At 69.7% G+C, this 24,697-nt stretch carries 22 protein-coding genes and 2 pseudogenes; 11 read left to right on the top strand and 13 right to left on the bottom strand.

Features of this window, described 5'->3' with window-relative positions; all coding sequences use genetic code 11:
• Positions 1-230: 230 nt before the first annotated feature.
• From DYZ02_RS10630 to hisD, 4 genes and pseudogenes are all read right to left on the bottom strand, one after another.
• Positions 231-1,274: pseudogene (locus DYZ02_RS10630) on the bottom strand (MFS transporter); the annotation flags it as partial.
• 78 nt (positions 1,275-1,352) lie between these two features.
• Positions 1,353-1,955, bottom strand: coding sequence for an imidazoleglycerol-phosphate dehydratase HisB (hisB, locus tag DYZ02_RS10625; protein WP_115686222.1), 603 nt, complete (start codon positions 1,953-1,955; stop codon positions 1,353-1,355).
• Positions 1,948-3,069 carry a histidinol-phosphate transaminase gene (locus DYZ02_RS10620; protein ID WP_115686221.1) on the bottom strand — a complete coding sequence of 374 codons (1,122 nt, stop codon included), beginning with the start codon at positions 3,067-3,069 and terminating at the stop codon, positions 1,948-1,950. Before DYZ02_RS10620 ends, hisB begins: the two co-directional genes overlap by 8 nt.
• Positions 3,070-4,401 carry a histidinol dehydrogenase gene (gene hisD / locus DYZ02_RS10615; protein ID WP_115686220.1) on the bottom strand — a complete coding sequence of 444 codons (1,332 nt, stop codon included), beginning with the start codon at positions 4,399-4,401 and terminating at the stop codon, positions 3,070-3,072.
• A 200-nt stretch (positions 4,402-4,601) separates the two neighbouring features.
• Between hisD and DYZ02_RS10610 the strand changes: the two genes are divergently transcribed.
• A complete protein-coding gene (locus tag DYZ02_RS10610) occupies positions 4,602-5,660 on the top strand; it encodes a YbjN domain-containing protein (protein ID WP_115686219.1) in 1,059 nt (352 codons plus the stop codon).
• A gap of 10 nt (positions 5,661-5,670) precedes the next feature.
• Here DYZ02_RS10610 and DYZ02_RS10605 read toward each other — a convergent pair whose 3' ends face one another.
• On the bottom strand, positions 5,671-6,282 hold the full coding sequence (locus tag DYZ02_RS10605) for a hypothetical protein (protein WP_147291509.1): 612 nt from the start codon (positions 6,280-6,282) through the stop codon (positions 5,671-5,673).
• A gap of 88 nt (positions 6,283-6,370) precedes the next feature.
• A complete protein-coding gene (locus DYZ02_RS10600) occupies positions 6,371-7,054 on the bottom strand; it encodes a hypothetical protein (RefSeq protein ID WP_115686217.1) in 684 nt (227 codons plus the stop codon).
• Between the two features lie 162 nt (positions 7,055-7,216).
• Here DYZ02_RS10600 and DYZ02_RS10595 point away from each other — a divergent pair, with 162 nt between their 5' ends.
• From DYZ02_RS10595 to DYZ02_RS10570, 6 genes are all read left to right on the top strand, one after another.
• On the top strand, positions 7,217-7,864 hold the full coding sequence (locus tag DYZ02_RS10595; protein ID WP_115686470.1) for a TetR/AcrR family transcriptional regulator: 648 nt from the start codon (positions 7,217-7,219) through the stop codon (positions 7,862-7,864).
• The gene (gene glgX, locus DYZ02_RS10590; protein WP_115686216.1) at positions 7,857-10,073 is read left to right on the top strand and encodes a glycogen debranching protein GlgX; all 2,217 of its coding nucleotides are present in this window, start codon (positions 7,857-7,859) and stop codon (positions 10,071-10,073) included. Before DYZ02_RS10595 ends, glgX begins: the two co-directional genes overlap by 8 nt.
• Positions 10,074-10,149: 76 nt before the next feature.
• Positions 10,150-11,535: an exonuclease domain-containing protein gene (locus tag DYZ02_RS10585; protein WP_115686215.1), complete on the top strand. Its 1,386-nt coding sequence runs from the start codon at positions 10,150-10,152 to the stop codon at positions 11,533-11,535.
• 66 nt (positions 11,536-11,601) lie between these two features.
• On the top strand, positions 11,602-12,171 hold the full coding sequence (locus DYZ02_RS10580) for a hypothetical protein (protein ID WP_115686214.1): 570 nt from the start codon (positions 11,602-11,604) through the stop codon (positions 12,169-12,171).
• 60 nt (positions 12,172-12,231) lie between these two features.
• A complete protein-coding gene (gene treY, locus DYZ02_RS10575) occupies positions 12,232-14,787 on the top strand; it encodes a malto-oligosyltrehalose synthase (RefSeq protein ID WP_115686213.1) in 2,556 nt (851 codons plus the stop codon).
• A 74-nt stretch (positions 14,788-14,861) separates the two neighbouring features.
• Positions 14,862-15,860, top strand: a complete 999-nt coding sequence (locus DYZ02_RS10570) for a GTP pyrophosphokinase (RefSeq protein WP_115686212.1) — start codon at positions 14,862-14,864, stop codon at positions 15,858-15,860.
• A gap of 18 nt (positions 15,861-15,878) precedes the next feature.
• Here the strand turns inward: DYZ02_RS10570 and DYZ02_RS10565 are convergent, their stop codons facing one another.
• From DYZ02_RS10565 to DYZ02_RS10555, 3 genes are read right to left on the bottom strand one after another with little or no spacing between them, the layout of a single operon-like run.
• Positions 15,879-16,259, bottom strand: a complete 381-nt coding sequence (locus DYZ02_RS10565; protein WP_115686211.1) for an RNA-binding S4 domain-containing protein — start codon at positions 16,257-16,259, stop codon at positions 15,879-15,881.
• 6 nt (positions 16,260-16,265) lie between these two features.
• Positions 16,266-16,499: a hypothetical protein gene (locus DYZ02_RS10560; protein ID WP_115686469.1), complete on the bottom strand. Its 234-nt coding sequence runs from the start codon at positions 16,497-16,499 to the stop codon at positions 16,266-16,268.
• 18 nt (positions 16,500-16,517) lie between these two features.
• Positions 16,518-17,174, bottom strand: a complete 657-nt coding sequence (locus DYZ02_RS10555) for an IMPACT family protein (protein WP_115686210.1) — start codon at positions 17,172-17,174, stop codon at positions 16,518-16,520.
• A gap of 67 nt (positions 17,175-17,241) precedes the next feature.
• On the opposite strand from DYZ02_RS10555, the gene treZ reads away from it, so the two are divergent.
• On the top strand, positions 17,242-19,017 hold the full coding sequence (treZ, locus tag DYZ02_RS10550) for a malto-oligosyltrehalose trehalohydrolase (protein ID WP_115686209.1): 1,776 nt from the start codon (positions 17,242-17,244) through the stop codon (positions 19,015-19,017).
• Here treZ and ilvA read toward each other — a convergent pair.
• The 3 genes from ilvA to DYZ02_RS10535 all read right to left on the bottom strand — a co-directional run bounded on the left by ilvA (position 19,014) and on the right by DYZ02_RS10535 (position 22,040).
• Positions 19,014-20,297, bottom strand: a complete 1,284-nt coding sequence (gene ilvA, locus DYZ02_RS10545; protein WP_181896962.1) for a threonine ammonia-lyase IlvA — start codon at positions 20,295-20,297, stop codon at positions 19,014-19,016. The genes treZ and ilvA overlap by 4 nt on opposite strands.
• A gap of 33 nt (positions 20,298-20,330) precedes the next feature.
• On the bottom strand, positions 20,331-21,026 hold the full coding sequence (locus DYZ02_RS10540) for a hypothetical protein (protein WP_115686207.1): 696 nt from the start codon (positions 21,024-21,026) through the stop codon (positions 20,331-20,333).
• 549 nt (positions 21,027-21,575) lie between these two features.
• Positions 21,576-22,040, bottom strand: coding sequence for a hypothetical protein (locus DYZ02_RS10535; protein WP_115686206.1), 465 nt, complete (start codon positions 22,038-22,040; stop codon positions 21,576-21,578).
• Between the two features lie 186 nt (positions 22,041-22,226).
• Between DYZ02_RS10535 and DYZ02_RS10530 the strand changes: the two genes are divergently transcribed.
• The 3 genes and pseudogenes from DYZ02_RS10530 (at position 22,227) to DYZ02_RS11735 (ending at position 23,303) form a co-directional block, all read left to right on the top strand.
• Positions 22,227-22,457, top strand: a complete 231-nt coding sequence (locus DYZ02_RS10530) for a hypothetical protein (RefSeq protein WP_147291508.1) — start codon at positions 22,227-22,229, stop codon at positions 22,455-22,457.
• Positions 22,354-22,893, top strand: a pseudogene (locus DYZ02_RS11740) (choice-of-anchor I domain-containing protein); the annotation flags it as partial. The gene DYZ02_RS10530 and the pseudogene DYZ02_RS11740, both read left to right, overlap by 104 nt.
• Before the next feature lie 119 nt (positions 22,894-23,012).
• Positions 23,013-23,303, top strand: coding sequence for a choice-of-anchor I domain-containing protein (locus DYZ02_RS11735; protein ID WP_425451043.1), 291 nt, complete (start codon positions 23,013-23,015; stop codon positions 23,301-23,303).
• Positions 23,304-23,487: 184 nt separating this feature from the next.
• Here DYZ02_RS11735 and DYZ02_RS10520 read toward each other — a convergent pair whose 3' ends face one another.
• Complete coding sequence (locus tag DYZ02_RS10520) at positions 23,488-24,696, bottom strand: cobalamin-independent methionine synthase II family protein (protein WP_115686203.1); 1,209 nt, start codon at positions 24,694-24,696, stop codon at positions 23,488-23,490.
• Between the last annotated feature and the right edge of the window lies 1 nt (position 24,697).

The raw sequence follows: 24,697 nt of genomic DNA, 5'->3' as shown, positions 1-24,697 counted from the left end.
GCTTGCACCGAGCGCAGGCGCACAGCGAGGTTGTTGACCTCCACGACGCGGTGGCGCCCGAGCGTGCGGTCGGTCATGGTCACGAGCACGCCGATGAGGATGACCGCCCCGGCGACCGCGTACATCGGGCCGACCGTCATGTACCCCAGCAGCATGCCGTAGACGAGCGAGCCGATGCCGGTACCCGAATCGAAGGCGATGTTCCACATCGCCGAGGCCTCCGAGACCTTGGAGCGGGGCAGGCGGTAGAAGAGCTGGGTCAGCGACTCGTTCTGCACCGCGCCGAACCCGGCGCCGTAGAGGATTGCCGCGGGCACGAGCCACCAGACGGAGACGTCGGCGAGCAGCACCCCGGAAATGAGCAGGATGCCGGCCGCGGCCGCAACCTGGAAGGGGATCATGACCGTGCCGGGCAGGCCGCGGCGGTCGAAGACCATCCCGGCGAAGTAGCGGGCCACCATCGCCGCGAAGTTCATCACCGACAGCAGCACGCCCGCGAACGCGGCGCCGGCCGCCGGGTCGAGGATGCGCACGCTGACCGGCAGGAAGTTCGTCACGGCGCCGTAGGCGGTGGTGACGAACGTCAGCGCGATCATGGGCACCGCCACGAGGCGCCAGGTGGGCACGTGGACGGCGCTGAGCTCGCCCTCGTCGGGCACGTGCGGCGGGATCGTCGGGATGAGCAGGCACACCACCAGCCCGATCAGCCCGATCGCGGTGGCCAGGACGTAGACCAGCGAGTACCCGATCTGCCCCGAGAGCCACAGGCCCAGCGGCAGGGAGGTCATCTGCGCGGCGCCGACGCAGGCGCCGAAGATCCCGGTGGTCCGCCCCAGCAGCCGCGTCGGAACGAGCTCGGCGATAATGGCCGCCTCAGCCACGCTCAGCGCGCCGAAGCCGCTGCCGCGCACCAGACTGACGGCGATGACCACCGGCGCGTCCATGCCGATGATGAAGCCGAGGGCCGGCAGCCCCAGCAGCAGCGAGGACACCGCGATGACCGTGCGGTAGCCGAAGCGGCGCAGCAGCTGCGGCATGAAGAGCTGGGTGAGCACGGTCGAGAGCATGAACAGACCCGTGCTGGCGCCGGCCAGCGTCTCGGAGCCGCCCGCGTCCAGCACGGCCGTGGGCACCACCGGAAGCAGCAGCGCCCAGGCCCCGAAAGCCGCTGCGACGGCCACCAGAGCCGGTTTCAGCCCGCGGGCCTGCCACGGGCTGGTGACGGATTCGACCTCGGCGGGTGTCAGCACTCCCGCAGAGCGTCCGCGCGACATCAACGCACCTCCCCAAAAATTGTTCTCACTAAATGTTCCGAAAAGTCGTCGCGGCGGCTGGCGGCGCCCCAGCCGGACCTACAGCGCGCCCTTGGTCGAGGGCACGCCGCGCAGCTCCGGGTCCTTCTCCACGGCGGCGCGCAGGGCGCGGGCCACGGCCTTGTACTCGGCCTCGGTGACGTGGTGCGGGTCGCGGCCGTAGCGCACGTTGACGTGCAGGGTGATCCGCGAGTTCGCGGCCAGCGTCTCGAAGAAGTGCCGGTTGATCACCGTGGCGTAGTGCCCGCCGATGATCTGCCACTGCATGTGCTCGGGCTCGCCGTTCATCACGAAGTACGGCCGGCCCGAAATGTCCACCACGCCCTCGACCAGGGTCTCGTCCATGGGCAGGAGGCAGGAGCCGAAGCGGCGGATGCCCTTTTTGTCCCCCAGGGCGTCGAGAAGCGCCCAGCCGAGCGTGATGGCGGTGTCCTCGACGGTGTGGTGGGCGTCGATGTGCGTGTCACCTTTGGCGCGGACGGTGAGGTCGAAGGCGCCGTGGGTGCCGAAGGCGGTGAGCATGTGGTCGAAGAACGGCAGCCCCGTGTCGACGTCAACGCGGCCCGAGCCGTCGAGGTTGATTTCCACGGTGATGTCGGACTCGGAGGTTGTCCGGGTCGCCGTGCCGATGCGTTCAGCCATGTTTCACGTCCTTCGCTGCAGCCAAAAAGATGTCGTTTTCCTTGTCCAGGCCGATGGTCACCCGCAGGTAACCCTCCACCCCCACGTCGCGCACGAGCACCCCGCGGTCGAGGAAAGCCTGCCACGCCTCGTGCGAGTCGTCGAAATGCCCAAAGAAGAGGAAGTTCGACTCGCTCGGCACCACATCGTAGCCAAGGTCGGTCAGCCCCGCCTGGACGCGCTCGCGCTCGCGGGCAAGCTTGTCGACGGTCGCCAGCGTCTCCCCCGAGTGACGCAGCGCCACCCGCGCCGCCGCCTGGGCGAGCACCGACAGGTGGTAGGGCAGGCGCACCAGCATCACGGCCTCGATGAACGCGGGGGCGGCCACGAAGTAGCCGAGGCGCCCTCCCGCGAAGTCGAAGGCCTTGGACATCGTGCGCGAGACCACCAGCTTGGCGGGGTAGTGCTGCAGCAGAGTGAGCGCCGAGGGCGAGTCGGAGAACTCCGCGTAGGCCTCGTCGACGATGACGATCCCCGGCGCGGCGCGGACGATACGCTCGATGTCGGCGAGCGCGGTGACGTCGCCGGTCGGGTTGTTCGGGGTGGTGACGAAGACGATGTCGGGGCGCTTCTCGGACATCGCGGCGAGCGCCGCGTCCACGTCGATGCGGAAGTCCCGCCCGCGGGGCACGGAGATGAACTCCGTCTGCGTTCCAGCCGAGAGGATCGGGTGCATCGAGTAGCTCGGGGTGAAGCCCATCGCGCTGCGGCCCGGGCCGCCGAACGCCTGGAGCAGCTGCTGCAGCACCTCGTTCGAACCGTTGGCCGCCCACACGTTGTCGCGGGTGACCGTCACCCCGGTCTGGGCCGAGACGTAGGCGGCGAGGTCGTCGCGCAGCTCGACGGCGTCGCGCTCCGGGTAGCGGTTCAGCGTCGAGCCGAGCCGAGCCACCTCAGCGACGAGGTCGTCGACGAGCTCCTGCGAGGGCGGGTACGGGTTCTCGTTGGTGTTCAGCGCCACCGGGACCTCGAGCTGCGGCGCGCCGTAGGCGGACTTGCCGCGCAGTTCCTCGCGCAGCGGCAGCTCGCCCAGCGTCGTGCCGGCGGCCAGCGTGTTGTCTGCGAAAAAGTGCATCTACTTCTCCTCCCCGTCCTGTGCGGCGTCGATGCCGCGGGCCTTGATCGCCTCGCCGTGGGCGGGCAGCTGCTCCGCGTCGGCGAGCGCGATGATGTGCGGGCCGACCTCCTCGAGGGCGGTGCGGTCGTACTCGATGAGGTTCACCGGCTTGAGGAAGGTGTGGGTGGTCAGCCCCGCGGTGAAGCGCGCCGTGCCCGACGTGGGCAGCACGTGGTTCGAGCCCGCCGCGTAGTCGCCCAGCGGCACCGGCGAGTAGGCGCCGACGAAGATCGCGCCGGCGTTGGCGATGCGCCCCGCGACCTCCCGCGGGCTGCGCGTGTGGATCTCGAGGTGCTCCGGGGCGTAGGCGTTGGTCGCGGCGACGGCGGTCTCCAGATCGTCGACAAGCACGATACCGGACTGCTTCCCGCCGAGGGCGGAGCCGGCGCGCTCCGAGTTCAGGGTGCGCGCCGCGAGGCGCTCCACCTCCGCGGCGACCGCCTCGGCCAGCTCCGCGGAATCCGTGATGAGCACGGAGGCCGCCTGCTCGTCGTGCTCGGCCTGCGAGATCAGGTCGGCGGCGACGAAAGTGGCGTCGGCGGTGGCGTCGGCGAGCACCGCGATCTCGCTCGGCCCGGCCTCCGCGTCGATGCCCACGACCCCGTTGACCACGCGCTTCGCGGCGGCGACGAAGATGTTGCCTGGGCCGGTGACCTTGTCCACCGGCTCGAGGCCGGCCGCGTCGTCGCCGTAGGCCATCAGCGCGATGGCCTGCGCCCCGCCGACGGCCCACATCTCCTCGATGCCCAGCAGCGCGCACGCCGCCAGCGTCGTCGGGTGGGGCCAGCCGCCGAACTCCTCCTGCGGCGGGGTGCACACCACCATCGACTCCGCCCCCGCCTCCTGGGCAGGGATGACGTTCATGAGCACGCTCGAGGGGTAGACCGCCTTGCCGCCGGGGACGTAGAGGCCCACGCGGCGCACGGGCAGGAAGACCTCGGTGACGGTTGCACCGGGGCCGAGCGTTGTCGTGTGCGCGGCGGGCTTCTGCTCGGCGTGGACGGCGCGGATGCGGCGGATCGACTCCTCGAGAGCCGCGCGCACCTGCGGGTCGAGGCCCTCGACGGCACGCTTCACGACGTCCCCGGGCACCCGCACGGCCTCCGGTCGCACCCGGTCGTACTTCTCCCCGTAGTCCAGCGCCGCCTCGGCACCGCGGGCGCGCACGTCCTCGACGATCGGCGTCACCGTCGGGAGGACGGCGTTGACGTCCACCCCGCCGCGCGGCAGGACCCGGCGCAGCTCGGAGGTGGTGGGCCTGTGCCCCCTGAGATCGATCACGTTCAGCATTTCGTCCTCCCGGCTCGTCCCCACGCTCGCCCGCGTGGTCAGGTGTTTTCCCCTGTCATTGTAGGCTTTGGCGCCGCGGCCCCGGCCGTCGGGGCCGTCGCGGGCTGGTACGCTTTGATGCCGAGAGACGCGCGCCGAGTGGCACCCCGGCTGCGGCGCGCTCCGATCACCGCGGAAGACAGCCATCCGAGGAGGCGGAGATGGGCAAACACGGCGCCCGCGGCGGCCCGCCCGGCATCGGCGAGGACGTCGCGGAGGTCACGCTACCTCGGGTCGCCGACGCGCTGCGCGGCCTGGGCTTCGAGCCCCTCGAACGGACCGACCGGGTTGTCGTGCCCGCCTACAGCCACATCGCGTCGTTCTGGGTGAGCCACGAAAAGCCCCTCATGCTGGTCGGCGACTGCCAGCAGCGCATCCCCGTCGACTTCGAGTACGGCACCGCGCTCGCCCGCTTCCTCAACACGTGGAACCACGACCGGGTCGGCCCGACCGCCTCCTACCGGCTGGCCGACTCGGGCGACATCGACGTGCATCTGCGCTCCGGCATCCGGATCAAGTACGGGCTGAGCGACGAGCAGCTGCTGCAGGAGCTCGCCGACGCCCTCGAGCACATGGCCGCGTTCTCCCTCCAGCTGCGCGAGCGCTTCCTGCCCGCGGGCTTCGACCACCCGCTGCCGCCGACGCTCTCGCGCGCCCAGGACGCCGAGGCTCTCCTCGGCCGCCACCCCTGCGAGCGGCACCTGCCCCGCGGCGGCGAGCTCGACGTGGGCGACGTGCCCGACCTCTACTCCCCCTTCGACCGGGCGGCTGGCGCGGGGGTGTGCCGCCAGGTGGGCATCCCGGAGTTCGAGGACGCCTTCGACACCCTCGATTTCGCCTACGCGCTGACGCCGGAGGAGGTCATCGCCACCGGGGTCAACGGCGTACCCTTCGCGGTGTGCATCGACGGGGAGGCCTACGCCCGTGTCACCTCCATGTGGGACTCCGGGCGGGACCCGCGCTCCGGGTTCCTCCCCCTGTGGCTGATGTGCAACAGCGTCAACGAGAAGTCGGAGGGGCTGAGGGCCTACCTCCACGAGATGGACGACCACCTCCACGTGCATGTGGAGACCACCTGCCTGATCAGCGCGGGGCTCACGCCGCACCAGCTGGACAACTATGTGCTCACCTCGCTCGTCGCCGTCCTCGGCGCCGTTGACGCAATCAGCACCCAGAGCCAGGGGGCGACGGTGGTGAACTGGCCCTCAGCCGGGCAGTAGCGGCCGGGCCCTAGTCCTCTTTCCTGTCCTCGTCGGTGCCCGGGCCGTCGACCGTGGAGACGAGCGCGAGCATCCAGTACGTCAGCGTCGCCACGAACGGGCCGGACAGCCACCCGACGCCGGGGTGCAGCGGCGGGACGATGTGGAAGCGCGCCCCCTCCGCCACCTCCCCGTGGCCGGGGGTGTCGGAGACGAACCCTGCGGACCACACGCCGAAGGTGTGCACCGCGAACGCCCCCGCCCCGGCCGCGACGAAGACCCAGGCGAGCATCCCCGCCGACACGGCTCCGCCAGCGCGGGCGTAGGCGCCCACGGCGAGCGCGAGACCGAGCAGGCCCGTGAGGATGGCGAACCACCCGAAGGAGGCGAAATCGACGTTGTCCGGGCTGGCCGCCAGGTCCACCACGATGTCACCGTCCCGCACCACCGCCTCGTAGCCGGGGCGCAGGCACCCCCACACCGCGCCGACCAGGCTGCCCACCGCCAGCGCGACGACGAGCAGACCCGCGCCCGCCCCCACGGGGCTTACCCGGCGTCGGGCGCGGGCGTTAGTTGCATCAGCGTCTCGGGTTTCCCGGTCCTGGCGGGCGGCGGTGTCGGTGCGCGTGGGCGAAACGGTCATGTCGCCCTACGCTAGTGCGCGTCTACCCCGGCGGCCCAGTCCCGCACCGCAGAGGCGCCGATTGGGTGCAGTGATGAGTCGCAGGGGCTTAGTTGCAGAGCTTCCAGCGCCCGTCCTCGCGCTCGAAGATCTGGGTCTGGGTCTCCGTGCCGTTGGCGTTGGTCGCCGTGACGGAGGCGGATGCCCGGTTGCCTTCGATCCGGACGTCGTCGAGCGTGACCTCGGTGGCGGGCATCTCGATGGCGTCCCCCGCCTCCTGCTGAAGGCGGGCGGTCTGCTCGACCTGATCGAGGGTCATGCCCATGCGGTCGAGCTCGGCCTGGATGGGATCGGTCACCTTGCGGCATGAGTTCTCCATCAGCGCGCGGGTCCACTTCTCATAGCTGCCCGGGTTCATCGCCGCATGCACGGTGCGCTGCATCTCCTCGCGGTCGGAGTCGGCGCCGGGCTTGCCACCCTGCAGCGGCTCGTGGCTGGGCACCGTCATGTTGGGATCCTCGAGGGGGTTCTTCATCGACGGCGGGGCCGCCTCGCCGGAGGCGTCCTTGGCCTCCCCGGACTTCTCCGCTTCGTTCGCCTTGGCCTCGTCGCCCGCACCATCCGTACCCTGCTCCCCGGTCTTCCCGGCCGCGTTCGCCGTGCTCGCGGACGCGGCGGTGGACAGGCCGCCGGAGGCGGCCCCCTCCTCGGAGCCGCAGGCGGCAAGTCCAAGGGCGAGGGCGACGACGGAGGCCGCAGCAGCGGCGGAGCGGGTCGTACGGGTGGTAAGCATTGCGAAGATCTCCTTGGGAGGATGTTTGTGGACAACACCACGTGATAGCTCCGAACAGTCAACACAGTTATTCTGCTCGGGCCGTTGGCCAGCCATGACAATAATCTGCACAATCCCTGTGAGGATGTCTCACGGGCCACTTCCCCGGTAATGTCTACCCTCATGCAGCTCTCCCGCGGATCGATCAGCCAGGTCGCCCTCGGTATCCTGGACGAGTACGGTCTCGCCGACGTCTCGATGCGCCGAATCGCCACAGCCCTCGGCGTCGCCCCGGGCGCACTGTACTGGCACATTGAGAACAAGCAGGAGCTCATCTCCAACCTCGCCGCACTCATCCTCGAGCCGCTTTTCGAGGCCCCCGGCCACGCCGGCACCCCCGCCACTGCCAGTGCCACTGCCTCCGACTTCTGCGCCCGTCTGCGCCGCGAGCTGCTCGCCCACCGCGACGGCGCCGAGGTGGTCATCGCAGCGGTGTCCCAGCCCGCCTCGCCCGTCGCGCGCCAGCTGCTGGACGCCCTACTCGCCGCCGTGGAGGGCGAGCGCCCCGGGGCCCGGCCGGAGGACGCGGCTGCCGCGGCGGAGGGGCTCATGCACATGACCCTGGGTGCGGCCTACGTGCACCAGTCGACGACGCAGTTGGCGCAGGCGACGGGCGGGCGCGGCGCCGCGGGCGAACCTGGGGAGGAAGGTGGCGTCGATAAGGCGATCGGCTTCCTCCTCGCGGGCCTGCGCTCGGCGGGCGCGGAATCGGCGATGTCTGCGGAGTCAGCGGCGCGGGGCTTTTCCTATACGATAAACCCCCATGACTGACCTCAACGCCGCACCGGCCCCGGCCTACGCTGTCTGGCCCGGATCCTCCTACCCGCTCGGATCCACCTACGACGGCGCGGGGACCAATTTCGCCCTCTTCTCCTCCGTCGCGGAGAAGGTGGAGCTGTGCCTCATCGACGACGAGGGCGCCGAAACCCGCGTCGCGCTGGAAGAAGTGGACAACTTCGTGTGGCACGCCTACCTGCCCGGCGTGACACCCGGCCAGCGCTACGGCTACCGCGTGCACGGGCCGTGGGACCCCCACAACGGCAAGCGCTGCGACCCCTCCAAGCTGCTCGTCGACCCCTACGCACGGGCCTTCGACGGCGACTTCGACCAACACTCCTCCCTGTTCTCGTACGACATTCACGCAGAAGAGCCGGGCACCGGCCGCAACGAGGAGGACTCGCTGGGCCACACGATGCTCTCCGTGGTGATCAACCCCTTCTTCGACTGGGGCGATGACCGCAACCCCAACATCCCGGACGAAGAGACCATCATCTACGAGTGCCACGTCAAGGGCATGACGCAGACCCACCCGGACATCCCGGAGAACCTGCGCGGCACCTACGCCGGCATGGCGCACCCCGCGATGATCGACTACCTCACCGACCTCGGCATCACCTCCGTCGAGCTCCTGCCCGTCCACCAGTTCCTCCAGGACGACCGCCTGCGCGACCTGGGCCTGCGCAACTACTGGGGCTACAACACCTTCGGCTTCTTCGCCCCGGAGAACAACTACGCCTCTTCCTCGCGGCCCGGTGACGCCGTCGCGGAGTTCAAGGGCATGGTGCGCGCCTACCACGAGGCGGGCATCGAAGTCATCCTCGACGTGGTCTACAACCACACCGCCGAAGGCAACCACCTCGGCCCCACCATCGCCTTCCGCGGCATCGACAACGAGGCCTACTACCGGCTCGTCGACGGCGACAAGTTCCACTACATGGACTACACGGGCACCGGCAACTCCCTGAACGTGCGAGACCCGCACTCGCTGCAGCTCATCATGGACTCCCTGCGCTACTGGGTCACCGAGATGCACGTCGACGGCTTCCGCTTCGACCTCGCCTCCACCCTGGCGCGCGAGTTTTCGGACGTCGACCGCCTGGCCACCTTCTTCGACCTCTGCCAGCAGGACCCCGTCGTCTCCCAGGTCAAGCTCATCGCAGAGCCCTGGGACGTCGGCGAGGGCGGCTACCAGGTGGGCAACTTCCCGGCGCTGTGGAGCGAGTGGAACGGCAAGTACCGCGACACGGTGCGCGACTTCTGGCGCGGTGAGCCCGCCACCCTCGGCGAGTTCGCCTCCCGCCTCACCGGCTCCTCCGACCTGTACCAGCACAACGGGCGCCGCCCGACCGCCTCGATCAACTTCATCACCGCCCACGACGGGTTCACCCTCAACGACCTCGTTTCCTACAACGAGAAGCACAACGAGGCCAACGGGGAGGACAACCGCGACGGCGAGAGCCACAACCGCTCGTGGAACTGCGGCGTGGAGGGCCCGACGGACGACCCGGAGATCGCCCAGCTGCGCGCCCAGCAGCGCCGCAACTTCCTCACCACCCTCCTGCTGTCCCAGGGCACGCCGATGATCGCGCACGGCGACGAGTTCGCCCGCACCCAGAACGGCAACAACAACGTCTACTGCCAGGACAACGAGCTGGCCTGGATGAACTGGGAGCACCTGGACATCGCCGAGGAGCTGCACGACTTCACCCGCCGGCTCATCGCCATCCGCAAGCGGCACCCGGTGTTCCGCCGCCGCCGCTTCCTCGAGGGTGGCGCCCTGGGCAAGGACGCCAACGGCCGCGAGATCGCCTGGCTCGTGCCCTCGGGCAAGCTGATGAAGCAGGAGGACTGGGACTTCGCCTTCGGCAAGGCGCTCATGGCCTACCTCAACGGCGACGCCATCTCCGAAGCCGACCGGCGCGGGCAGCGCATCGTGGACGACTCGTTCATCCTCATGTTCAACGCCCACTACGAGGACATCGAGTTCACGCTGCCCGACCAGACGCTCGGCTCGACCTGGGAGGTGCTCATCGACACCACCAAGCCGCTCGGCTACCCCGCGGAGAAGGAGAACATCCCCGCCGGTGGGACGAAGACGGTGCCGGCGCGCTCGACGGTGGTGCTCAAGCAGATCGACCCGCCTGTCTTCGACGAGCCCGGCCAGGCCGCGGCGGAGGACGACGAACTCTCCGCCGTCTAACCGGACGGAGCCGGGGCGCGGGTAGGATGTGCCGGAGCATCCCCCGCGCCTTTTCAAGTTCCCAGGAGTAGCACACGTGATTTCCGTACACGGCGCCACCGTCTCGGTGACCAACACCGCCCTCATCCTCCAGCCGACGCCACTGACGGCCGCGCTGACGGGCGCCGGGGGCGAGCGGCGCATCCCGGTCGCGGACATCGAGAAGGCAGCCGTCGTGCGCGAGCCCGATTCCTGGGACGGCGGCGTGGTCGAGCTGCTGCTCGCCGGCGAGCCCGCCGCGGCCGAGGTCGCCTTCGGCCCAGGCGACGAGGAGGGGCCCGCGGAGCTTCTTTCGCTTCTCGACGCCGCCCGGCACGGCGCCGCGCCCGACCAGGCTGCCCCCGCCGGGAAGGCGGGCATCCCGGGCTTCAGCTTCGTCGGCTTCGACGTGGAGACGGCGAACCAGCGCTGGGGGTCCATCTGCCAGATCGGCCTAGTCAGGATCGTCGACGGCGAGGAGACCGAACGCGCCACCTGGCTGTGCACTCCCCCTCCCGGGCTGGACGATTTCGACCCGTTCAACTTGTCCATCCACGGCATCACGGCCGAGGGCGTCGCCGGCCAACCCCGCTTCGGCGACCTGGTGGAGCGCTTCACCGAGTTCGTGGGCGACCTGCCCGTGGTCGCGCACAACGCGCAGTTCGACGCGAGCGCCCTGCGCGACGCCTGCCTCGCCTCCGGCCGCGACGTACCCCCGGTGCTGTTCGCCTGCACGCTGGCGCAGACGAGGGCGAGCCGGCTCGACGTGCGCAACCACAAGCTGCCCACGCTCGCCGAGCACTTCGGTGTTCCGCTCGAGGCTCACCACGACGCCGGGGCCGATGCCGCCGCCTGCGCGGGGATCATGGTCGAGCTCGCCCGCGCCGCCGGGCACGAGGGCTCGCTGATGAGCTTCGTCCACGACACCGGCTTCGCCCTCGGCTCGGTCACCGCCGAGCGCGTCACCCCCGTGCTGCGCGATCGCTCCGGGGCGGCGCGCGCGCTGCAGGCGGGAGCGGCGCGTGGGGCGTCGACAAGCGCCGTGGCCGAGGCCGTGGCGGCGCCGCGCGGGAGCAACCAGGAGGGCAAAAAGCCTTCTCGGGGCCCGGCGCCGTGGCAGTCTGTCGCCACGCCCGACACCGTTCCCGAGCCGAATCCCGATGCCGACCTGAACGCCCCGCTCTACGGGCAGAACGTGACCCTGACCGGGGAGTTCGAGCCCTATGACAAGGGCACGCTGTGGGCGGGCATCGCCGAGCAGGGCGCAACCGTGGGCAAGAACGTGACCAAGAAGACCACGCTGCTCGTCGCGGGGGAGTGGGCCACGATGACCTCCAAGGAAAAGCGCGCCCGGGAGCTGATGGAGAAGGGCCAGGACATCGAGATCTGGCCCGCCGAGAAGCTTCTCGACGCCCTCGGCCTCGCCGAGCACCCGCCCTTCTAAACCTCTCTCAACCTCAATCCGGCCCTCCCGGGAACCGGCGGGCCAGCGCGGCAGTCTAAGGAGGGCATGACGCCCCCCGCCCTCGCCCTCGCTGCCGATTCCACCCGCACTGCCGCGTTCCTGCCCCGCCTCTGCCACGCCGGCTCCCTGCCTTCCGGCGCGGCCTTCGTCTCGCTGTCTCCCGGGCTCGCGTGCGCGCTGGCCGCGCCCGACGGCTCGGTCGCGGCGCTGCGCGACGTCGGGGAGAGCGGCCTGACCGTGCACCAGGCCTGGAACCGGGCGGCGGAGCGGGTTCTGCTCGACGCCGGGGCCTCAGAGGGGGCCGAGTTCTGGGTGCGCCCCGCCGCCGCCATCCTCGGCGCGGGCGCGCCCCCGGGCCTGGAGGCGCGCGGCGAGGTCGCGCGCTGGCTGGCCCACCCACTGCTGTTCAGCGCGCTGCACCGGCACTTCGAATCCCTGCTGCGGCCGTCCGCGGGCCTGCTCTACCTCAGCCCCGACTGCCGCCGGCTTGTGGTGGTCGACGCGGTAGTCGGCGACCTCCCCGCCGCGGTGGACGGGTGGGCGGTCATGCGCTACTCCCTGGGCTTTCCCTTGTTCTGCGGCACCGTGTCCGCCCGCGCCACTAAGGTTGCCTAGGGTGAGCCCGGAACTGCCGGGCCGACGAACAGCCTGAAGAAGGGACACGGAGGACCAGTCATGCGCCGCCCGATCACCTCGACCTACCGCCTGCAGCTCAGGGGGGCCCACGCCGACCCGTCGGGGCGGCGCTTCGGGTTCGGGGAGGCGAAGGCTCTCATCCCCTACCTGCGCTCGCTCGGGGTGTCGCACCTGTACCTTTCCCCCATCTTCGCCTCGGTGAAGGAATCCAACCACAACTACGACGTGACCAACCCGACGCTGGTCAACCCGGAGCTGGGGGGCATCGAGGGCCTGCGCGAGCTGGCCGCCGCCGCGCACGAGGCGGGGCTGGGCATCGTGCTCGACATCGTGCCGAACCACCTCGGCGTGGAGAACCCGCGCCTGAACAGGTGGTGGTGGGACGTGCTGAAGAACGGCCGCGACTCCGAGTTCGAGATGTACTTCGACATCGACTGGCACGAGGACAACGGTGCCGGCGGAAAGCTCGGCCTGCCCGTGTTGGGGCAGGAGGGCGACGAATCGCTCTTCGAGCTGGTCCACCTGGACGGCGAGGACGGCCTCGAGGGCGAGGACGTGCTGAAGTACTACGAGAACTACTTCCCGCTCGCCCCCGGTTCCTACGACAGCCTCGACGACGACCCGCTCGAGGTCTACGGGCGCCAGCACTACAAGCTGATGTACTGGCGCGACGGGGTCATCTCCTACCGCCGCTTCTTCTCCGTCAACGGCCTGGCCGGGGTGCGCCAGGAGGATCCGCTGGTGTTCGAGCAGACCCACCGCGTGCTGCGCCAGCTCATCGGCGAGGACCTCATCGACGGCATCCGCGTCGACCACCCGGACGGACTGACCGACCCCTTCAACTACCTCACCCGCCTGCGCGACCTGATCGGCGAGGGGCGCTGGCTCGTCGTGGAGAAGATCCTCGGTGTCAACGAGCCGCTCGACCCCCGCCTGTCCGTCGACGGGACCACCGGCTACGACGCCCTGCGCGAGCTCGACGGTATCTTCGTGGAGCGCTCCGCCGAGGACGCGCTGAGCATGCTGGCCCTCCAGCAGACGGGCTCGACCTGGGACGAGGGGGCGATCGAAGCGGCCGAGCACCAGCTCAAGCGCGATGTGGCCCACAGCGAGCTCGCCGCCGAGATCCGCCGGCTCACCCGCGCCATCCGGCGCGACAACTTCTCGACGGCAGGCACCACCGTCTCGGACGAGGAGTTGACCTCCACCCTCATCGAACTCGTGGCGGCGATCCCCGTCTACCGCGCGGACTACATTTCGCTGTCGCGCATCACCTCCTCCGTGGTGGCGGAGATGGCGCGCAGGTTCCCCTCGCGAAGCGACGCCCTCGACCTCATCTCCGCCGCTCTGCTGGCCAACGGTGAGGCGAAGACGCGCTTCGCCCAGGTCTGCGGCGCCATCATGGCCAAGGGCGTGGAGGACACGCTCTTCTACCGCGCCAGCCGCCTCGTGGCGCTGCAGGAGGTCGGCGGCGCGCCGGGCCGCTTCGGGGTCTCGGCGGCCGAGTTCCACCTCCTGCAGCAGGAGCGGGCGAACCTGTGGCCGCAGGCGATGAGCACGCTGACCACGCACGACACGAAGCGCACCGAGGACACGCGTGCCCGCATCATCGAGATCACCGAAGTGCCCAACGAGTTCGCGGAGCTCGTCCGCCAGGTCAGCGCGATTGTCCCCGCCCCGGATTCGGGAGCGGGCCACTTCCTCATCCAGAACCTCCTGGGTGTGTGGCCGCACGACGGCGCCATCACTCCGGCGCTGGCCGAGCGCCTGCACGCCTACGCTGTGAAGGCGAGCCGCGAGGCCGGTTTGAACACAACCTGGTTCGACCAGGACGCGGCCTTCGAGAAGGCGATCACCGAATGGGTCGACGCCCTGCTCTACGGCCCGGCCACGAGCCTCATCACCGACTTCGTCGCGCGGCTGCACCGCGGGGCCATCCAGGTCTCGCTGGGCCGGAAGATGCTGCAGCTCACCGGCGCGGGCGTGCCCGACACCTACCAGGGCCAGGAATTCCTGGACCTGTCGCTAGTCGACCCGGACAACAGGAGGTTCGTGGACTTCACCAGCCGCTCCCAGATCCTGGACCTGTACACGGAGGCCCGGCAGTCGGGCGAGGACGGCGCCCTCGAGCGATTCCTCGCCCCCGCGTCCAATGACGCCGCCCCCTCCCACGACGCGCCCGGGACGGGAGCCTACCCCCACCTCGCGGAGCACATCGACCGCGCCAAGCTGGCGGTGGTGCGCGAGGCACTGGCGCTGCGCCGCGAGCACCCCGACGTCTTCCTCTCCGGCGAGCACCAGGCAGTCTTCGCCGTCGGCGAGGCGGAGTCTCACCTCGTGGGCATCGCCCGCGGCGACGGCGGCGTGCGCGGCGACGCCGGCCTCGCCGTCATCGCCCTGGCAACGCGCTACCCCCTCCAGCTCGAGGAGCGCGGCGGGTGGGGCGAGACCACCGTGACGCTGCCGGAGGGCGTGTGGGTCGACAGGCTCACAGGCCGCAGCTACGAGGGCGAGGCGCGCGTGTCGGAGATCCTCGCCACCCTCCCGACCGCACTGCTCGTCTCCGAGCACCTCACCGCCGCGGTGGCGCTGTAGGCGCGGGCGCGATGAAGAACGAACGCGGAAGGGCTAAGGCGTCGGCAAGCGCGAAGGGCTCAAAGGGGCCGAAGGTGCCCGACGCCGTCATCGCGCGGCTCGGCTCCACCTATTTCGCCTGGCTCGACGCCCACCCCGACGCCTCCACCTCCTTCGAGCAGGCCCTCGCCGAGCTGCTCGGCGACGCCGGCATCAACTTCGACCGGATCGACGTGCGCATCAAGTCGTGGCCCTCGCTCAAGGCGAAGGCGCGCAAGATGCGCGACGGCGCGCCGGTCTACCCCGACCCGTGGCACGACATCCGCGACGTCATCGGCGCGCGCATCACGGTCCTGCACTCCACGGAGATTCCGGCGGTGCTGGACATCGTGGCGGACGCGTTCGAGGTGATCCGCAGCGTGGACAAGGCGCAGGAGACCCGCGTCTCCGGCGGGTTCGGCTACGGCTCCCACCACCTCGTGCTGCGCGTGACCGAGAAGACGGAGGGGCTGGAAAGCTACGCCGGGACCGTCTTCGAGGTGCAGATCCGCACCGTGCTGCAGCACGCCTGGGCGGAGTTCGAGCACGACATCCGCTACAAGCGCGCCCGCGGGGCGGCGCCCGACCCCCAGGTCGACCGGGCATTCACCCTCGCCGCCGGGCTCATCGAGCTCGCCGACCAGCAGTTCGACCAGATCGCCGGGGTGACCCACCCGCAGCAGAAGGTCGACACCGACGTGGATGCCGAGCTCACCCCCGAGACCCTGCCGGGCGTCCTCACCGTGCTGCTGGGCAGCCGCTTCCCCGTCTCCCGCCTGGAGGACTACCGCTTCCTGCTGGAGCTGCTGCGCGCCCACGACATCGAGAACGTCTCCGAGCTCGCCGAGCTGACCAACGCCGCCGACATCGAGGCCGTCTCGACCACCCTCAACTACGCCTTCGCCCCGGGGCAGGTGCGCATCGTCGACGACCTGCTGCTCAACCGCTTCGGCGCGGAACACATCGAGCGCACCGTGGAGTCGGGCAGCCGGCCGAAGCTGCGGCGCAGCCGACTGAGCAAGCGGCTGAGCGCGCTGCGCTCGCGGCGCGACTAGCCCCTGCCGACGCCGAGGTCAGTCGCGCCCCCGGAGCCGGTCGAGGGCGCGGCGGTCCTTCTTCGTCGGCCGGCCCGCTCCCCTCTCGCGCACGGGCAGGGAGGCGAAGATGTCGCGCGGCGGGGGCGGCGGGGACTTGTCGATGTACAGCGTGCGCGCCACCGGCGCCCCGACGCGCTTCTTCGACGTGCCGGTGACCTCGAACTCGAGGTAGCGGTGGTCCTTCCACACCCGCAGCCGGTCACCGGGCACGACCTGGGCGGCGGGCTTCGTCGCCTGATCGTTGAGCTTGACGTGGCCGGCGCGCACGGCCTCGGCAGACTGGGAGCGCGTTTTGAAGATGCGCGCCGCCCAGAGCCACACGTCGACGCGCACGGCCGAACCGTCGTTCGTGGCCATCGGCGCCTAGTACTGGTCGCGGTGGTTGACGATCTTCTGCACCTTGGCGTAGTTGCTCCACCCGCCCGCCACGGCGACGATGAGGCCGACGGCGAGGAAGAACCACGAGTGGGCGAGAAGCGCCAGCGCCACGCCTCCGGTCACCCCGGCACCCGCCCACACGACGGCGTTGCGGGAGTAGCGGCGAACAGCCTGCTTACGCTGCTCGATGGGGTTGTTCGGGCGCGGCTGCAAAGTCATGCGCACCATAGTAGCCGGTCAGGACTCCACCCACACGTAGCCCGGCCCATCGGGTTCCTCCAGCTCGGCGCTGCCTTTGGTGGAGGCGGCGAGGAGGGCGTCGACAAGCGCTCGCTTGGCGGGGTCGAAGGCGAGAGTGTAGCGGGCGAGCGAGCCGTAATCGACGCCGATCACGTCGACCCCGGCGGCGCGCAGCTCCGCCTCGACGCGCCCGGCCTCGGCGTGGGGTAGCGCGACCGTCGCCGTGCTCCGCGGGGTGCGCGTGGCGCGCTCGACGAGCCCGAGGGCCTCGCTTACCGACGTCGAATAGGCGCTGACCAGGCCACCGGTGCCGAGCTTGGTGCCGCCGAAGTAGCGGGTGACCACCGCGGCGATGTCGCTCATCCCCGAGCCCTTCAGGGCCTCGAGCATCGGCTTGCCCGCGGTGCCGGAGGGCTCCCCGTCGTCGGAGGAGCGCTCCACCGGCTGGGCCCCTTCAACCCGGTAGATGTACGCCGAGCAGTGGTGGCGAGCGTCGGGGAAGGCATCGCGCGCCGAGGCGATGAACGCGCGGGCCTCCGCTTCGTCGCCGACCCTGCCGATCCAGGTGATGAAGCGGGAGCGCTTGATCTCGATCTCGTGGGTGACGGGCGCCCCGGTGCGGGGCAGCTCGTAGGCGGAAGGTGTGGCGGGCATGATTCCTGCACTCTACCGCGCGCGGCGGGGTTGCCCGGGCGCGGTGCGTGTCCATAAGGTTGGTGACATGTCTGCTCCCGCCCCTGTGCCAGCGAACGCGCCGGAGAACGTGCCGGAAAAATTCGAGGTCTGGGCCCCCTTCGCCCACGACGTGAAGCTGATCGTCGATGGGGCCGAGCACACCCTGCTGCGCGACCCGGAGCGCCGCGGCTGGTGGGTCGCTGCCCCGGACGACGTCGCGCCCGCTCCCGGGCAACGCTACTCCTACAGCCTGTTCAACGGCACCGAGTGGTCGAAGCCGCTGCCCGACCCGCGCTCGCGCGCACAGCCGGAGGGCATCCACGGCCCCTCCGAGGTCGTGGCCACGGACTACCCATGGACCGACGACGCCTGGCGCGGCCGCGAGCTGCGCGGGCAGGTGATTTACGAGCTGCACGTGGGCACGTTCAGCCCGAGCGGGACGTTCGCGGGGGTGATCGAGAAGCTCGGCTACCTCGCCGAGCTGGGCGTGACCGCCATCGAGCTCATGCCGGTGCAGCCCTTCGGCGGCATCCGCAACTGGGGTTACGACGGGGTCGACTGGTTCGCGGTGCAGCAGTCCTACGGCGGGCCCGAGGGGCTCAAGGAGCTTGTCGACGCCGCCCACAACGCCGGGCTGGCCGTGTTCATGGACGTGGTGTACAACCACTTCGGCCCCGACGGCAACTACAACGGCCAGTTCGGCCCCTACATGACGGCGGGCAGCACCGGCTGGGGCGACGTGATCAACTTCTCCGGGCCGAGCTCCGACGAGGTGCGCTCCTTTGTCCTCGACGCCGTCCAGCAGTGGCTCGGCGAGTTCCACGTCGACGGCCTGCGCCTCGACGCCATCCACTCCTACGACGACCGCCTCGCCTACTCCATCATGGAGGACATCCGGGCCGTCGCCGACGAGATCGCCGCGCAGACGGGCGTGCCCCGCATCATCATCGGCGAGTCGGACCTGAACGACCCGCGCATCATCAACGACGAATCCGTCGGCGGCTACGGGCTGTCCGCACAGTGGCTCGACGACGTCCACCACGCCATCCACACCCTGGTCTCGGGCGAGCGCGGCGCCTACTACGTCGATTACGGGACGCTCGAGATCCTCGCCGACACCCTCGCCCACGGCTACCGCTTCCGCGGCCACTACTCCGAGTACCGGCGCCGCCGCCACGGCCGTCCCCTGGACCTGGCTCACGTGGCCCCCTGGCGGCTGATCGCCTACACCACCACCCACGACCAGACCGGCAACCGCGCCGCCGGCGACAGGCCCTCGCAGAACCTCACTCCGACCCAGCTGGCGCTCAAGGCCGCCCTGGTTCTCTTCTCCCCCTTCACCCCCATGCTGTTCATGGGCGAGGAATTCGCCGCGGCGACCCCCTTCCCCTTCTTCGTTTCGCACACCGACGACGAGCTGAACCGGCTCACCCGCGAGGGCCGCTTCAGCGAGTTCGCCCGGCTTGGCTGGAACCCCGAGGACGTGCCCGACCCGGCCGACCCCGCCACCTTCGACAGCGCCCGGCTGAACTGGGAGTTCAACGCCGCGCAGGACGAAATCTTCGAGACGTACCAGGCGCTCATAGGCATGCGGGAGGAGTACCGCCTCGACCGGGAGGACCTGCGCGAGCTGCGCGTCGAGCACGGCGACGGCTGGCTCACCATGGGCTACGACGACGTCCTGCTCGCAGCGAACCTCAGCGACGCCCCGGTCACCGTCCCGGCGGGCGGCACTCTGGTCTACTCCTTCAACGACCCGGAGGTCGGGCCTGAGTCCACCGTCCTCGGCCCGTGGGAGTTCGCGGTGCTCCAGCCGCGCTAGCCGGCGACGATGAACTCGTACTCGTCGGTGCCTGGCATGAGGCGGCGGCACTCGATCGGCGAGGCCTCCATCCGCTCCAGCAGCGGGTCGAGGTCGCGGGCGCGGGTCAGCTCCACACCGACGAGCGCCACGCCCGTCTCGCGGTTGTTCTTCTTCAGGTACTCGAACAGCACGATGTCGTCGTCCTCGCCGAGGATGTTGGTGAGGAAGTTTCGCAGCTGGCCCGGCTCCTGCGGGAAGTTGACCAGGAAGTAGTGCTTCAGGCCGCGGTGCACCAGGGAGCGCTCCATGATCTCCGCGTAGCGCAGGACGTCATTGTTGCCGCCGGAGATGACGCAGACGACGGTGCTGCCGGGCTCCAGGTTGACCCCGTTGAGGCCCGCCACGGAAAGGGCCCCGGCCGGCTCGGCGATGATGCCCTCGTTCTGGTACAGCTCCAGCATCTCGGTGCACACCTCCCCCTCCTCGCTGGTGATGAGGTGGATGCGGCCCAGGTTGCGCTCGATGACCTCGTAGGGGAACTGCCCGGCGCGCTTCACCGCCGCGCCGTCGACGAACGGGTCGATGGAGTTCAGCGTCACCGGGCCGCCGTTGGCCACGGCGGCCGCCATCGACGCCGCACCGGCCGGCTCGACCGCCACGATCGAGGTCCGCGGCGACATGTCGGCCAGGTAGGAGGCGATCCCGGCGGCGAGGCCGCCGCCGCCGACGGGCACCACGACGCTGTCGAGCTCCCGGCCCAGGCCCGTCAGCTGGGTGAGGATCTCCGCGGCGACGGTGCCCTGGCCGATGACGGTCTCGCGGGCGTCGAAAGGCTCCACGACGGTCGCCCCGCGCTCGGCGGCGTCAGCGCCGGCGGCCTCCGCCGCCTCGTCGAACGTGTTGCCCGTGACCACGAGCTCGATGTTGTCCCCGCCGTGCACGAGGATGCGGTCGCGCTTCTGCTTCGGCGTCGGCTTGGGAACGAAGATCTTGCCCTTGATCCCCATGGCCCGGCAGGCGTAGGCCACGCCCTGGGCGTGGTTGCCCGCCGAAGCCGCGACGACGCCCGCCGCCTTCTCCTCCTCGGTCAGCGAGGCGACGTTGTAGTAGGCGCCGCGGATCTTGTAGGAGCGCACGTCCTGCAGGTCCTCACGCTTGAGGTACACCTCCAGGCCGTAGCGCTGCGACAGCCGCGGGCAGTACTGCAGGGGCGTCGGCTCAATCACGGAGGAAATCTTGGCCTGCGCCGCCTGGATATCCGCCGCGTGCACTGCCTGGGTGGTGGAGGGTGTACTCATGATGAGATAGTGTAGACCTCATGCACGGGCGATCTACTCGGAGTCACCTCTGGTGTGTAGCCAGATGGCGTGATCGAGCTGGGTTAGGCTCACCCCGGACAGAGTCGAGGGGCTCAAAGCCTCGTGGGCCGCGACAACGAGGCTGCGCGCTTCTTCTGGCCCGACCGGCTTACCGACGGCTTTTGCCACGAACCGCGTGACCATTCGGTCCGTTTTCACCCCAGGGATACCGAGGAGCATGAGGAAGTACTCCCCCGTCACCTTCCCCAACCCGTAAACAGAGCTGTAAGTTTTGAGGATCTCTTTCGCGCCTTCTACGGGGCCATCTCTGTGCGCTGAGACGTGATCGCGCAGATCGCACGCCGAGTCGATCTCCAGTCCTGCGATCGCTATCGCCGCTTGACGCGCGGCCGCAGCTTTCGTGACGCTCCTCGCGCGCCCCGGCGCGACACGGGTGGCCCCCATTATCTTCACGACCGCGTCCTCCGGGAGGTTTGCGACAACGTGGAGGGAGTCTTCGCTGAGCCCCTCCTTGGCGAGCCACCCCCTCATTTCGTCCAGACGCGGAGCCACCCCGCTGTACTGGGAGCCGATGCTGTAGACGGCATCCCACAACGCAATCCCGATCTGATTGATCCACCCTCCCTTGTAGCGCGTGAACAGATCCCGATCAAGATCAGATACGGCCGCGGTGAGGCGCTCAAGCGCGGAGGTTTCGGCGTTCGGCATGAGGAACCTTTTCTGGGTGGTTGTTGTCAACTGGAAAGGAAATCTTCGGTCTGCGCCTCACCGCGCAATAGGACGTGCGGACCCCAAACCTCGAACCGTTCATCCGGCATTGGGGCGGACGCGCGGGTGTGAAAGAAGTTTATCGGCGAAGATCACGAAAAAACAGGCTTTCCGGAGAATAGCGAGCTGGGGCCGCGACCCGGAAGTCGGAGGTTCGAACCCGAGCATTCGAATGCGCGTCCCCCAGTCCCGCAGCCTGACGTGCTCGTTGCGCCGCCGCCATCGGGGCACGAAACTTAACCCGGACACTGCGGCGGGCGCGAAGATCAATTCTGTAGAGACTGGGACAGCCGTGAAGAAGGTGCAGAAGGGGAAACCCTTCCCCAAGCCGTTCTGCCCCGTGTAATTCACCCACAGCAGATGGGCCCGGTGCTTGCGCGCACATGGGTGGCCTGGTCCTTTCCCCGCCGTCGCTCTCCCATCCGCTCTGTCGACATTTTGCGTTCCGCAACTCCAGGTCGCCGAAACCCGGGCCGACCGCGCCGCGCGCTACGCCTCGCCCTCCGGGCCCGCAGCACCGAGGAGAGCAAGGAACCGCTCCCCGCTTACCCGGCCCAGCCCCGCGACCGAGCTGTAGCTGCGCAGGATGTCCTCGGCGCCGCTGGCGCGACGCGCGTAGGCCCTGACGTCGGCCGCGGTGTCGACGCCCAGGGCGGCGATCCTGCCTGCCGCGGCCCGGGCCGCCTCCGCCCTCGAGACCCGGCGCCTCCTGCCGGGGTTCAGGCGGGCGCGGCCCATGAACTCCGCCAGGAAGTTCTCGTCCAGTGCGGCGACCTCCTTCAGGGAGTCGGTGCGCAGCCCCCGCCGCTCCAGCTCCCGCGCTGTGCCGTTCACCCTCCGCAGCACCGCGTTGTCGCGGCAGCTGGCACCGAAGACTGCGCCGAGGAGGGCCAGGCCCGCCTTGTCTCCCCAGGTGACCTCCGGTTCGACGCTCCATGTCGCGGTGGTTTCCATCGCATTCCTCTCACTTGGCGGACGTTCATTTACCTATAGCCCGCCAGGTAACAGGTGTTACCGCCCGGCCGACCGCGAATTCGCCTTCCCTTCGCCTCCCACCTTCCCTCACGTCACCTCGCGGACCCCCGCTGCCGCTATGAATGATTCGTCATTTTCCGCTTCCCCGGACCCGAGGTACTGACCGTGCTCCGATCCCGTGTGCCCGGTGCCGCCTGCCCCACCGCCCGGACCGCTTCCGCCTGCCTTGCCACCCCCGCGTTCGCGGTGGTCGTGCCCGAGCCCGTATACGACCAGGCCGGTGATTCCACCAATGCCCTCGAGACGATCGGTTCCGCCGACACCGGGGTCTTCGAGAAGTCGGCGGAGGAGATCGTGGCCTATACCACGCGGCGTCGAAGCGCCTGCTCACCGTGAACGCACAGAGCGGGCTCATCGACGTCCCCGACCCCACCATGCCGACGCGGGTGGGCACCGTCAGCGGGGGCGATGCCGCGACGATCAACTCCGTCACCGTGCGCCCCGACGGGCTGGCCGTGTCACGGTCGGCTCACTGCCTGACATGGTCACCACCACCGCCGACGGTGAGTACGCTCTCGTGGCCGACGAGGACGAGCCCACCGCGGACTACTCCGTCGACCCGGAGGGTTCCATGGGCGTCGTCAAGCTGCCCGAAGACGTCGCGGCGGCCGCACAGGACGATGCGCACACGGCGGGTTTCCGCGCGTTCGCGGGGACCCTCGCGGACAAGGGGGTGCACATCCTCGGCCAGGTCGGCGCGTCCACCAGCGAGGCCCAGAACCGCGAACCGGAGTACATTGCCACCGCCGAAGGCAAGGCCTACGTCACTCTGCAGGAGAACAACGCCGTGGCCGTCGTGGACATCGCGACCGCCACCGTTGAGAACGTCTTCCCCCCGGTTACACCGACCGCAGCAAGGTCGGCTTCGACCCATCCGACAAGAGCGGCTCAATCACCCGGAGGACGCGTCCGGTCAAGGCCATGCTGCAGCCCGACTTCTTCGCCGCCTACACCACCGGCGGCCAGACCTACCTCGTCCCGGCGAACGAGAGCGACGCGCGCGACCGGGAGGCCTACTCCGAGAAAGCGCGCATCAGGAACCGAGGTTTCCGGCACGACCACCGTCTTCAGTCTCGCCTCGCTTCTCGACGCCCCCGGGGCCAGCTCCACCTCCAGCTCCCCGTCCTCCACGGCCGGCGTCCTCACGGGCAGGATCGCCGAGGCGAAGATTCCCTAAAGTGAAGCTCCACCCGCCGGCCGCTGCGCGACCGTGGGAACGCCCCCTGCGCCGTCTGTCCGCCGCAGCTGTCACGCTTTCCCTCGCGTCTGCCCCGGCGGCGGCGAAGACCGCCGAGAGATCCTCCACCGGCCACGCCGTCGCCGTCCCCTCCAGAATCCGGCGGGGCTGGCGTCGTCGGGATGGTGGTTAGCCGTAGAGCTCGGCCGAGGCGATGCGCGCTCCCTCCACGAGCGAGCCCAACTTCGCCCACGCGATCTGGTGGTTCAGGCGCCCACCGAGGCCGCAGTCCGAGGAGGCCACAACGTTGTCGGGGCCGACGATCTCTGCGAACCTGATAATCCGGTCCGCGACCAGACGCGGGTGTTCCACAGCGTTCGTGCTGTGGGAAACCACGCCCGGGTAAATCACCGTCCCTGCTGGGAGGTCATGGTCGCGCCACACTCGCCACTCGTGGGCGTGCCGCGGCGACGACGCCTCAAAGGAGAACCCCCCGACCTCGGCACGCAGGATTTCCTCCACGATGTCCTCGAAGGGCACGTCGGTGACGTGGGGGCCATGCCAGGAGCCCCAGCAGATGTGCAGGCGCGTCTTTTCTCGCGGCAGACCGGCAACCGCGGAGTTGATGGCGTCGACGCGCACGCGCAGCCATGCACGGTAATCGGCCAGCGACGGCTCCGGGTTGATCTGGTCCCAGGATTCGGCCAGGTCAGGCGCGTCGAGCTGGACGGTGAAGCCGGCGTCCGTGATCGCCTTGTACTCCTGCGCCATCGCATCCGCGCACGCCTGCACAAGCTCGGCGTCCGAGTTGTAGTACTCGTTGTTCAGACGGGCGGCCGACCCCGGGGACAACGCCGCGACGAACCCGTCGGATGCCCCCACCTTGTCCATCGCAGCGCGCATGAAGCCGGTGTCCGCCTCGACTTCCTTCTGGCCGATGTACGTCACGGGTCCGGTGAACTTCGGGTTGCCCACCTTGGCGCGACCCGCGAATATGCCGGAGTGCGGGTCGTTGTACGCGTCCGCGAACAACGCCCGGTCGCGCCGGTCGACGAAGCTGGTCAGCACGATGTTTCCCGGGCTGGAGCGCTTGACCTCCTGGGAGGCCCAGCGGTCCTCGTCCGTCATCGTCAGCCCACCGAGGCGGGAGAACGAGTAGTTCCACCAGGCGCCGTAGTCGACAGCCCCGGAAGTGATGTGCCCGTACTCGCCCTCGTTCACGATGTCGATGCCGAGCTCCACCTGGCGCCGCACCACCTCGTCGATGGAGTGCTGGAGGATTGCGTAGAACTCCTCCTCGCCAATCTCTCCGGCGGCGCGGCGGGTGTTGGCGTCGAGAAGCTCGGGCGTGCGCGGCAGTGAGCCGACATGCGTGGTTCGGATGGCGGTGCGGGCCATG

Source organism: Corynebacterium senegalense (assembly GCF_900411315.1).
GTDB classification, from domain to species: domain Bacteria; phylum Actinomycetota; class Actinomycetes; order Mycobacteriales; family Mycobacteriaceae; genus Corynebacterium; species Corynebacterium senegalense.
Note: the sequence above shows the minus strand (reverse complement) of the source record. Positions and strands in the feature narration are given on the sequence as shown.